Source organism: Brachybacterium paraconglomeratum, assembly GCF_003994255.1.
Lineage (GTDB): Bacteria > Actinomycetota > Actinomycetes > Actinomycetales > Dermabacteraceae > Brachybacterium > Brachybacterium conglomeratum.
In genome coordinates this window covers 332,721-343,473 of record NZ_ML133853.1, presented here as the reverse complement: position 1 = coordinate 343,473, position 10,753 = coordinate 332,721, and the positions used below count along the sequence as shown (strand labels likewise).

9 protein-coding genes and 1 pseudogene are annotated in these 10,753 nt (G+C 73.5%); 2 read left to right on the top strand and 8 right to left on the bottom strand.

Annotated elements, in window-relative coordinates; translation table 11 throughout:
* Positions 1 to 127: 127 nt before the first annotated feature.
* Positions 128 to 1,083: pseudogene (locus tag DS079_RS07460) on the top strand (IS3 family transposase); the annotation flags it as partial.
* 38 nt (positions 1,084 to 1,121) lie between these two features.
* Here DS079_RS07460 and DS079_RS07455 read toward each other — a convergent pair.
* The gene (locus tag DS079_RS07455; protein ID WP_164736141.1) at positions 1,122 to 1,859 is read right to left on the bottom strand and encodes a TnsA-like heteromeric transposase endonuclease subunit; all 738 of its coding nucleotides are present in this window, start codon (positions 1,857 to 1,859) and stop codon (positions 1,122 to 1,124) included.
* A gap of 148 nt (positions 1,860 to 2,007) precedes the next feature.
* Here DS079_RS07455 and DS079_RS07450 point away from each other — a divergent pair, with 148 nt between their 5' ends.
* Positions 2,008 to 2,682 (top strand): histidine phosphatase family protein, encoded by a 675-nt coding sequence (locus DS079_RS07450; protein ID WP_126986209.1) that lies wholly within the window; start codon positions 2,008 to 2,010, stop codon positions 2,680 to 2,682.
* Between the two features lie 141 nt (positions 2,683 to 2,823).
* Here DS079_RS07450 and DS079_RS07445 read toward each other — a convergent pair whose 3' ends face one another.
* The 7 genes from DS079_RS07445 to DS079_RS07415 all read right to left on the bottom strand — a co-directional run bounded on the left by DS079_RS07445 (position 2,824) and on the right by DS079_RS07415 (position 10,502).
* A complete protein-coding gene (locus tag DS079_RS07445) occupies positions 2,824 to 3,843 on the bottom strand; it encodes an aldo/keto reductase (protein WP_164736152.1) in 1,020 nt (339 codons plus the stop codon).
* A 121-nt stretch (positions 3,844 to 3,964) separates the two neighbouring features.
* Complete coding sequence (locus DS079_RS07440) at positions 3,965 to 4,675, bottom strand: sirohydrochlorin chelatase (protein ID WP_126986205.1); 711 nt, start codon at positions 4,673 to 4,675, stop codon at positions 3,965 to 3,967.
* Positions 4,672 to 5,574 carry a uroporphyrinogen-III synthase gene (locus tag DS079_RS07435; RefSeq protein ID WP_126986203.1) on the bottom strand — a complete coding sequence of 301 codons (903 nt, stop codon included), beginning with the start codon at positions 5,572 to 5,574 and terminating at the stop codon, positions 4,672 to 4,674. Before DS079_RS07435 ends, DS079_RS07440 begins: the two co-directional genes overlap by 4 nt.
* Positions 5,571 to 6,557, bottom strand: coding sequence for a uroporphyrinogen-III C-methyltransferase (cobA, locus tag DS079_RS07430; protein ID WP_126986201.1), 987 nt, complete (start codon positions 6,555 to 6,557; stop codon positions 5,571 to 5,573). The genes DS079_RS07435 and cobA overlap by 4 nt, the downstream gene beginning before the upstream one ends.
* On the bottom strand, positions 6,554 to 6,940 hold the full coding sequence (gene nirD / locus DS079_RS07425) for a nitrite reductase small subunit NirD (RefSeq protein ID WP_010551912.1): 387 nt from the start codon (positions 6,938 to 6,940) through the stop codon (positions 6,554 to 6,556). The genes cobA and nirD overlap by 4 nt, the downstream gene beginning before the upstream one ends.
* Positions 6,937 to 9,501, bottom strand: coding sequence for a nitrite reductase large subunit NirB (gene nirB, locus DS079_RS07420; RefSeq protein WP_126986199.1), 2,565 nt, complete (start codon positions 9,499 to 9,501; stop codon positions 6,937 to 6,939). The genes nirD and nirB overlap by 4 nt, the downstream gene beginning before the upstream one ends.
* Positions 9,498 to 10,502 (bottom strand): formate/nitrite transporter family protein, encoded by a 1,005-nt coding sequence (locus DS079_RS07415; RefSeq protein WP_126986197.1) that lies wholly within the window; start codon positions 10,500 to 10,502, stop codon positions 9,498 to 9,500. The genes nirB and DS079_RS07415 overlap by 4 nt, the downstream gene beginning before the upstream one ends.
* Between the last annotated feature and the right edge of the window lie 251 nt (positions 10,503 to 10,753).

The following is a 10,753-nucleotide window of genomic DNA, read 5'->3' as shown; positions in this document are numbered from 1 at the left end:
ACGTCTCCACGGGGAGATCGGCATGATCCCACCCGTCGAGCTGGAGGACATCTACCATCACCACCAGACCGTGCCGGCGACCGCCGACACGGCACTTGCGAGCCTCTAACAAACCCGGGGCGATTCAAGCAGCAGCCTTCTTCGCGTCGAAGCCACCCGGACGGAACGGTTCGAGCTGATGGACGCGCAGAAGGCGAACTATGAGGTCACCCGCATGGCCAGGTTGCTCAGAGTGACGCGTCAGGGCTACTACGCCTGGCGCAAGCAGCGACAGACGGGCCCGGGCCCACGAGCGCGGCGCCGGGCAGAGATCGACCAGGCCGTGCGCGAGGCCTTCCGTGCTTCCGACGAGGTCTACGGGGCCCGCGGATCGCTCGCAAGCTCGCTGATCAGGGCGTGGTCCTCGACCGCAAGACGGTCGCCGCCTCGATGCGTCGGCAGGGCCTTGAAGGCATCAGCCCGCGCCGGTTCACCCCAGTGACCACGATCCAGGATCCCGCCGCCCGAGGCTTCGCCGATCACGCCCAGCGACGCTGGGACCAGGGACGCCTCGATGCGATCTGGACCAGCGACATCACCTACCTGCGCACCGGTGAGGGATGGCTCTACCTGGCCGCCGTCCGTGACGGCCACTCCCGGCGCGTGCTGGGGTGGGCGATGGACGAGTGCCAGGACGCCAGCCTCGTGGATCGGGCGCTACGCATGGCCCACACCCTGCGCGGCACCGTGCCCGAGGGCCTCGTGTTCCACGCCGACCGCGGAGTCCAGTACACCTCGCAGATGCTGTTTGAGACCTGCGAAGAGCTGGAGGTCCTGCAGTCCATGGGCCGGACCGGGGTGTGCTGGGACAACGCGATGGCCGAATCGTTCTGGGCCACGCTGAAGACCGAGTTCTACGACCGTCGCTCCTGGCCGACCCGGGCCGAAGCCCGCCGCGAGGTCGCTCGCTGGATCGAGATCGTCTACAACCGTCGCCGGCTGCACTCCAGCCTCGACTACACCAGCCCGGTCGCGTTCGAGAACGCCATCGACCACGACCAGGCCGAGACCGAAGAACACACCGATCAGGCCGAAGCAGCTTGATCAACCGTCAACGACTTGCGGGCAAGCCCACTCCGCGCTCACGCCATCACCTCGGTGGTGCGTTGGAGGATCGTCTCGGCGTTCACGGGATGGTGGAGGTCGATCGTGACCTCACCAGACCAGGCGAGCGCGAAGACTGCCGCGTGCCACAGACTTTCATCTCCAGTCACGGGCCTGCGGGCAAGGATATTGCCCAACGTGGTTTCGGGCTCGTCCAATCTTGCCCGTACTTCTGGTAGGTACTCGTCGGGCAGTCGTCCGGGCCGGCGGCCGAGGGCAAGGAGCTTGATGTTGCGCAGCAGGATGGGGTCGCTGCCGGTGAAGACCTCGTAACGCCAGCCCTTGTCGCGACAGAGCCGACGCGTCCATTCGAACTGGGCACGAACCCGTGGCTTCTCGACGAGCGCAGCGGGCTTCACGTCGACGACGGTCGCCGTGCCGTCGTCATCGATCAGCAGCACATCGGGCACGTGCAAACGTGCGTCCGTACCGTCGAGGCCGGTGACTTGGAACGGCTGGGTACAGATTCTGGTCACTGCCGGATCGAAGTCCGCCAACCACAGTCGATCCAGCTCGAGCAAGCTCTCGTAGACCAGAGTTCGATCATTGGTCGCGGCCCAGAACAATCCTGGGTAGCTGCGTTGGCCCCGGTAGGTCGGCGGCACTCGCACGGGTAGTCCCTCGACGATCAGATCGGCACGTGCTTGCTCCCACGTCGTCGCGACCTCGTCGCCGGCGACGGTGCAGTACCGGAGGAACACCTCGCGTCCGCCCACACCTCCATCGTGCCCGTCTGACAGGTCGGCGAGAAATCTGACACGCACTGGCCAAGTAAGTGAGAACTGGCCAAGTTGGGCGAGAACCTACAACGCCGCCGAGACCGCGCCCGTGCACGCTCACGACGGATCTCGTACGGTGCTGAGCATGCGCCTCCTCCTTCTCCGCCACGGCCAGACGCCCTCCAACGTCGAGGGAATCCTCGACGCCGCCTATCCCGGGCCGGGGCTGACCACGCTCGGCCACACCCAGGCCCGTGCGGTCCCCGCCGCGCTCGCGCACGAGGACATCGCCGCCATCCACGTCTCCCGCCTGCTGCGCACCCACGAGACCGCGGCCCCGCTCGCCGCCTCGCGCGGGCTCAGCCCGCGCCTGACCGAGGGGATCGAGGAGATCCGCGCCGGAATCCACCAGGGCCGGCAGGACGCGGAGGCCGTCGACGCCTATCAGGACAACCACCACCGCTGGAGCGCGGGCGAGCTCGAGGGCGGGCTGCCCGGCGGCGAGACCGGACGAGAGTTCTGGGACCGCTGGACCCGGGCGCTGCGGCACATCGCGGATCAGCACGCCGAGGACGCGACCGTCGTCGTGGTCAGCCACGGCGCCGCGATCCGCGTGTTCGCCTCGGTCGCCGGCGGGCTCGGCGCCGCCTCGCTGTCCGAGCGGCCGCTGTACAACACGGGCCTGGTCACCCTGGTGGGGGACCCGGCGGCGGGCTGGCGCGTCGAGGACTGGATCTCCAGCCCTGTCGGCGGCGAGCACCTGCTTCGCGATGCCGAGCACGACGTGACCGCCGACGACGCGGCCGACGCGAAGGCCTGAGGGCCGCCGCAGGTCACCGCGCCGTCGGCCAGGTGCGAGGAACCGGGGCTGTCCAGCTCGTCGTCGCAGCGGCGAAGGTGCTCTAGCTCCGGGGTCCGCCCGCCGTCGTCGGCGGGGGCGTGGTGCTCGGGGTCGGCGGGGTCACCATCGCGGATGGATGCTGTCCCGCAGCAAGGCGTCGTACGTCTCGTGCACCGCCGCGTCGAACCGGGCCAGGACGTCCTGCTCCGCGGTCGAGGGCGCGGAGCCCGCGGCGGCGTTCGCCCGGGCCTGCTCGCCGCTGCTCGCGCCGGGGATGACGGTGGTGACCCCGGCCTGCGCGAGGATCCAGCGCAGGCTCGCCTCGGGCAGCGCCATCTCCCCGTCGAGCGCTTGCTCGAGCCGGGCGACGGCCTCCAGGCCCGTCGCGTAGTCGACGCCGGAGAAGGTCTCGCCCTGGTCGAACGCTTCCCCGTGTCGGTTGAAGCGGCGATGATCGTTCTCGGGGAACTCGCTCGTCGCGGAGAACTTGCCCGTGAGCAGCCCGGAGGCCAGCGGGACCCGGGCGATGACCGCCACGCCCTTGGCCCGCGCGAGGGGCAGCACCTCGTCCAGGGGCTTGAGGCGGAAGGGGTTGAGGATGATCTGGAGCGAGGCGAGGTGCTCGCGCTCGAGGCTGATCAGCGCCTCTTCGCAGGTCTCGACGCTGACGCCCCACGCGGCGATCCGCCCCTCCTCGACCAGCGCGTCGAGCACCTCGAACACCCGGTCGTCGCGGTAGATCGCCGGCGGCGGGCAGTGCAGCTGCACCAGGTCCAGGGTGTCCATGGCGAGGTTCTGCCGCGACCGCTCCACCCAGCCCCGCAGCGCCTCCTCGGTGAAGGACTCCGGCGCGAAGGGTTCCGCGCGTCGGGACGCCTTGGTGGCGAGGAACGGGAGGCCCTCGGCGGCGGTGGCGTCGGCGGCGACGCGGGCGCGCATCGCGCCGACGAGCCGTTCGCTGCGGCCGTCGCCGTAGACGTCGGCCGTGTCGAAGAAGGTCACCCCGGCCTCGAGGGCGGCGCCGAGCACCTCCTGGGCGGCGTCGTCGCCGACCTCGCCCCAGTCCGCGCCGATCTGCCAGCAGCCCTGGCCGATCACGGACAGCGGGCGGCCGAGGCGGGCAGGGGTGCGGTGCTGCATGGACATCGTCGACCTCGCGTTCTCCGGGCCGCCCCTCGATGGGCGGCGCTCGGGAGAGGAGTCTTCCAGACCGGCAGGCGCCCTCGCGCGCCGCGTTCGTGGGCGCTCACGGACCGCGGCCTCAGCCCACCGCCAGCGCGAGGGCGGCGCGAGCCTCCCGATAGCGCTGGGCGGCCACGGCGATCACCTCCGGGTGGTCGCCGAGCGGGGCGGAGACGAGGTCCGCGCCGGCCCGGTGGACGAGACCCGCGAAGTGCCCGGGAGCGAGGACGTAGCTCGCGGCGATCACGCGGCGCGCCCCGGCCGCGCGGGCCGCGGCCACGGCCTCCGGGAGACCGGGCGCGCAGCCGGCGCCGTAACCGGTCGTGACGGGAGCGGGCAGGCGCGCGGAGAGCAGGTCCCGCATCCGCTCCACGGCGCGAGCGGCCGCCGGGTCGGTGGAGCCGGCGGCGGCGAGCACCACGTGATCGCCTGGTCGGTGCCCGGCATCGCCGCCGCTCACGGCCGCCAGTCGGTCGCGCAAGGCCCGCACCAGGTGCCCGTCGGGGCCGAGGGGCTCGGCGGCCACGGCGCCGGGATGCGGGGCGACCGCGGCGGCGATGTCGACGGAGGTGTGGAAGCCGGTCGAGAGCAGCAGCGGCAGCACCACCACGGGTCCGCGCGACGCGGCCTCGGCGACGACCTCCGCGACCTCGGGCTGCTCGACGTCGACGTAGGCCTCCCGCACCGCGGCGTCCGGCACGGCGACGGCGAGCGCGGCACGGATCCGGGCGATGACGGTGCGGCCGGCCGAGGAGCGGGTGCCGTGGGAGCAGGCGACCAGGGTGGTCATGGGGCGTCCTCCTGGTGAGGGGCGGGCCGGCGGCTCCGAGGGGCGGCGGGCTGGTGGGCGTCGGCGGGGGTGGGATCGAAGTGCTGGACCACGGCGCGCACGAGCGCGCCCATCCGGCTGCGCGCGGGCAGCAGCGCGGGGATGCCGCGCGCCTCGAGCGGACCCGCGGTGAGGGGGCCGACGGCCGCCATCAGCAGCCGTCCGGCGCGGGCATGACCGGCGATGCCGGGCAGGGCGCCGGCCCGTTCGGCGGCGACCAGCCAGTTCTCGGTGCCGGGCGCGGCGGTGAACAGCACCGCGTCCACCTCGCCGGCGGCGGCGTCGAGCACGGAGCGGTGCACGGCCGCGGGGTCGCGCGGCGGCCCCCACCGGTAGACGGTCAGGGCCGTCACCTCCGCGCCGGCTCGCTCGAGCGCCTCGTCGAGGCCGTCGGCCCCGGAGCCGTGGTGCTGGACGGCGGCGCGGATCCCGTGCAGGTCACGGCCGGCGAGGTGCTCGATGATCTCGGCGGAGGTGCCGTCGGCCGCGACCCAGTCGACGGCGAGGCCGACGTTCTGGGCGGCGCCGCGGGCCTTCGGGCCGCGGGCGAGGACGCGGGTGCCGGCGAGCGCGGCGCGCAGAGCGGGGGCGATGCCGGCGGCGTCGGCCGCCTCGAACCAGCCGCGCATCCCCACCCCGGTGGTCGCGACCAGCAGCTGCGGCGGGCGGGCGACGAGCTCGGCGGTGCGCTCCAGCAGCAGCGGGTCGTCGACGTGCGGGATCATGCTCATCGCGGGGGCGTGCTGGATCGCGGCGCCGTGTCGCCGGAGCGCGGCGGCGAGCTCGTCGGCCCTGCGGTCCAGGGCCAGGACGAGGCGCCGCCCCTCGAGCGCGGACGAGAGGCGCGCGGGGGCGCTCACGCCCCTGGCCCCGTGGCCGACAGCCCCGTGACCAGGGCCGAGGCATCGGCGGAACCGACCGTCGGGGCGAGAGACGCGACCGACGGAGCACGAGGCGCGACCGGCGGGGCAAGGGGCACGGCCGAGAGTCCGACCGGGGCGCCCGCGAGGACGCCCGCGCCGAGCACCGCCGGCTCCTCCTCGAGCGCCGGGGGCTCCGCGCCGAGCAGCCCGGGCCGGGCGACCTCGCCGATCACGATCACGGCAGGGCTGCGCACCTGCGCCTCCTCGGCCGCGCGCACGGCGCGCTCGAGGGTGGTGCGGGTGGTGCGCTGGCGCGGGGTGTGCCCGTTCTCGACGATCGCGACAGGCCTCTCCCCCGGAACGCCGTGGGCGAGGGCGGCGCCGACGAGGGCGGGCAGGGCCCCCACGCCCATGAGCACGACGGTGGTGAGGGTGTCGTCGGCGAGCGCGGCGAGGGTCGCGACGGAGGGGCCGTGCGGACCGGCGGCGTCGTGCCCGCTGACCACGTGCACACCGGCGGCGACGCCGCGATGGGTGACGGGGACGTCCGCCGCCTGGGGAACTGCGAGCGCGCTGCTGATCCCGGGGACCACCTCGACCTCGATCCCGGCGGCCCGACAGGCGAACACCTCCTCCCCGCCGCGGCCGAGCACGAAGGGGTCCCCGCCCTTGAGCCGCACGACGGCGCGGCCGGCGCGGGCGTGCTCGACGAGCAGCGTGCCGATGCGGTCCTGGGGGACGGGGTGGTGGCCGGGCGTCTTGCCCACGTCGATCACGAGCGCGCCGGGCCGCAGCTCGGCCCGGATCTCGGCGGCGGGGCCGAGCCGGTCGGCGATCACCACGTCGGCCGCGCGCAGGAGCCGCAGGGCGCGCACGGTGAGCAGGTCCAGCGGTCCGGGCCCGCCGCCGACGAGGGCGACGCGCCCGGCCGTCCCCTGGCCTCGCGCGCCGGGCGTCCCGCCCCCCTGCACGCCGGTCATCTCGCGCCCCCGCGCAGCACGTACAGGTCCCCCTCGAGCGTGCGCACGGGCCAGACGCGCAGGCGCCGGACCTCCTTGCCGCGGGTGTCGACGCAGGTGCCCGAGCGCAGGTCGAACACCTGCTTGTACATCGGGGAAGCGACGGTGGGGCGGCCGCCGCGGGATCCGACGATGCCGCGGGAGATGACGTTCGCGCCCGAGTAGGGGTCGTGGTTGTCGACGGCGCGGACGTCCCCGCCGGGCAGCAGGAACAGGGCGACCTGCTCGTCGCCGAGGAGCGCGGCGCGGCCCCGCTCGACCTCGAGGTCCGCCAGCGGGCACAGGCGCTCCCAGTTCGCGGCGAGCTGGGGGGCGAGGGTGGGGGTGGTGAGGGTCGTGGTCATCGTCGTACCTCCAGGGTCGTGCCGGCGATAAGGACGGAGTCGCTGCCGCGCTCCTCGGGCCGGGCGGGTCGGATCTGGCCGCGCTCGGGGACGTGCGCGAGGCCGGGGTCGGGGGTGGCGGGGGCGTTGACGAAGGAGCGGAAGCGCGCGAGCTTCGCCGGGTCGGCGAGGGTCTCTGCCCATTCGTCGCGGTAGCCGGCGACGTGGCGGGCCATCGCGGCGTCGAGGTCGGCCGCGAGGCCCAGGGAGTCCTCGAGGATCACCGCGCGCAGCCCGTCGATCCCGCCGTCGAGGGCCTCGAGCCAGGGGGCGGTGCGCTGCAGCTTGTCCGCGGTGCGGATGTAGTACATGAAGTAGCGGTCCAGGGTGCGGATCAGGGTGTCGTCGTCCAGGCCCTCGGCGAGCAGCTCGGCGTGGCGCGGGGTCGCGCCGCCGTTCCCGCCGACGTACAGGTTCCAGCCCTGGGCGGTGGCGATGATGCCCGCGTCCTTCCCGCGCGCCTCGGCGCACTCGCGGGCGCAGCCGGAGACGCCGAGCTTGAACTTGTGCGGGGCACGCAGTCCGCGGTAGCGCAGCTCGAGGGTGACGGCCATGCCGGTGGAGTCCATCACGCCGTAGCGGCACCAGGCGGAGCCGACGCAGGACTTCACGGTGCGCAACGACTTGCCGTAGGCGTGGCCGGACTCGAAGCCTGCGTCGACCAGGCGCTGCCAGATCAGGGGCAGCTGCTCGAGGCGGGCGCCGAACATGTCCACGCGCTGCCCGCCGGTGATCTTGGTGTACAGCCCGAAGTCGCGGGCCACCTCCCCCACCGTGATCAGGCCCTCGGGGGTGACCTCCCCGCCGGGCATGCGGGGGACGACGGAGTAGGTGCCGTCCTTCTGCAGGTTCGCCATGACGTGGTCGTTGGTGTCCTGCAGCGTCGCGTTCTCGCCCTCGAGCACGTGGCCCTCGGGGACGAGGACGGCGAGGATGCTGGCGAGGACGGGCTTGCACACGTCGCAGCCGCGGCCGCGGCCGAACCGCTCGATGACGGCGCTGAAGGTGTCGAGGCCCGAGACGTGCACGGCGTCGAAGAGCTGGCGTCGAGAGAGGTCGAAGTGCTCGCACAGTCCCGTGGAGACGGCCTTGCCGAGCTTCGCGAGCTCGCCTGTGACCAGGGATTTCACCATGACGGTGCAGGAGCCGCAGGTGGCGCCGGCCTTGGTGCAGGCGGTGACCTCGGCGGCATCGGTGCAGCCCTGCTCGCGCACGGCGTGGCGGATCGTCCCGGCGCTCACGGAGGAGCAGGAGCAGACGATCGCCTCATCCGGCAGCTCGGGGGTGGGGGCGGAGCCGGCGCCGGCGGGCAGGAGGTGCACGGCCGGGTCGGCGCCGAGCGCTCCGCCCACGAGGGGGCGCAGGGAGCCGTAGGCGGAGGCGTCGCCCACCAGCATCCCGCCGAGCAGGGTCTTCGCGTCGTCGGAGAGGACGAGCTTCTTGTGGACGCCGCTGACGGGGTCGGTGTAGACGACGTCGAGGGCACCTGGGGTGGTGGCGAAGGCGTCACCGAAGCTGGCGACGTCGACGCCGGAGAGCTTGAGCTTGGTGGAGAGGTCGTAGCCGTCGAAGGTCGCGTCGCCGCCGAGGATCCGGTCGCAGACCACCTCGGCCATGGCGTATCCGGGGGCGACCAGGCCCACGCACTGCCCGTCGAAGGCGGCGACCTCGCCGATCGCGTGGATGCGGGGGTCGGAGGTGGTGCAGGCCGCGTCGATCCGCACCCCGCCGCGCTCCTCGCAGGAAAGGCCCGCCGCGCGGGCGAGCTCGTCGCGGGGGCGCACGCCGACGGTGAGGACGACGAGGTCGGCGGGCACCTCGTCGCCGTCCCGGAGGAGGACGGACTCGACCGCTCCGTCGGGACCGGGGCGGAGCGCGGTGGTACGGGCCTCGGTGCGCACGGCGATGCCGCGGGCCTCGATGAGGCGGCGCAGCACCGCCCCGGCGGGCAGGTCCAGCTGCGCGGACATGAGCCGGTCGCTGGACTGGAGCACGGTCGCCTCGGCGTCCATGCCCCGCAGGGCGCCGGCGGCCTCGAGGCCGAGCAGTCCACCGCCGACGACGACTCCGCGCACGGGGCGGTCCAGGGCCGCGGCCCGCTCCTGGACGTGGCGGCGCAGGTCCTCGACGTCCGCCAGGGCGCGGTAGACGAAGCTGCCGGGCAGCTCCGCGCCCTCGACGGGGGGCCGGGCGGCGACCGAGCCGGTCGCGAGGACCAGGTGGTCGTAGGCGTGGACGGTGCCGGAGGCGGTGGTGACGGTGCGGGCGCCGGTGTCGATCGCGGTGGCCGGGTCGTCCTCGTGGAGGGTGACGCGGGGGTCGGCGAAGATCGTGGCGGGGAGGGTGAGATCCTCGGCGGTCTCGCCGTCGAAGAAGCGGGTCAGGCCCACCCGGTCGTAAGGGCGGCGGGCCTCGTCGCCGAGGACGGTGATCTCCAGACGGTCCTCCGCGCGGGTCACCAGGGAGTCGACCAGGCGGTGCGCCGCCATGCCGGCGCCGATCACGACGATGCGGGCGCTCATCGGGTCGCCCCCACCAGGTCGGCGGTCTCGGTGGGTCCGTCGGCCGACGGGTCGGCGGTGGAGCCGGCGGCCGGTGCGGCGGGCGACGACGCCCGGAGCTCGGTCTGGTCTGCGGACGCACCCGAGGTCGCGTCGGAGGTCACGGTCGCGCCGGGCGCGGCGGAGGTGGCGGCGGGCTCCGTGTCCGCAGGCACGTCGGCCGGAGCGGCGGCGTGGCGGCGGTGGGCGAGGAAGAGCGGAAGGGCGACGAAGGTCAGCCCGCCCACGAGGTTCCCGACCACGGTGGGGATCTCGTTCCAGACCAGGTAGTCCAACAGGGTGAAGTCCGCGCCGAGCAGGAGGCCCGAGGGGAACAGGAACATGTTCACGATGGAGTGCTCGAAGCCCATGTAGAAGAAGAGCATCACCGGCATCCACATGCAGGCGATCTTCCCGAGCATGCTGTCGGACATGAACGCGCCGACCACGCCGGTGGAGACCATCCAGTTGCACAGCACGCCGCGCACGAACAGGGTGAGCATCCCGGCGGCGCCGTACTCGGCGTAGCCGACGGTGCGGCCGTGGCCGATCTCGGAGATCGCATCGCCCACGGCGCTGGGCTCGGTGGCGAAGCCGTAGGTGAAGTAGATGGCCATGAGCACCGCGACGGCGACGGCGCCGATCAGGTTGCCCAAGAACACCAGGCCCCAGTTGCGCAGCATCGCGGGGAGGGTGACGCCGTCTCGGCGGGCGAGCCAAGCGAGGGGCACCAGGGTGAACACTCCGGTGAGCAGGTCGAAGCCCATCAGGTACAGCATGATGAAGCCGACGGGGAACAGCATCGCGCCGAGCAGCGGCTGGCCGGTCTGGGTGGAGACGGTGACGGCGAACGCGGCGGCCAGCGCCAGGATCGCGCCGCCCATGATCGCCCGGAGGATCGTGGCGCCGGTGGAGTAGGAGGCCTTCGCGGCGCCGGCGGCGGTGAGCCGGTCCACCAGGTCGGCGGGCTGGACGTAGGACATGGCAGCTCCTGGGACTCGGGGAGAGTGGTCATGTCCCGTGCGCCTGCAGCGGGATGCGGCCATCCTGTGGCTCCCGGGCCCGGGGGCGAAGACCAGGAGGGGCCCGTGACCTTCTCGTGACATGGGGTCTCAGGGGAGGTCCGCGGCGGGAGCCCCCCGCTGCTCCCGGGAGCACGGGAAGAGGAACGGCACGTGAGGCGTTGATCCCGTGGGTGCCGGGCCAGCCGGCACGGCACCCTCACTCGACGAAA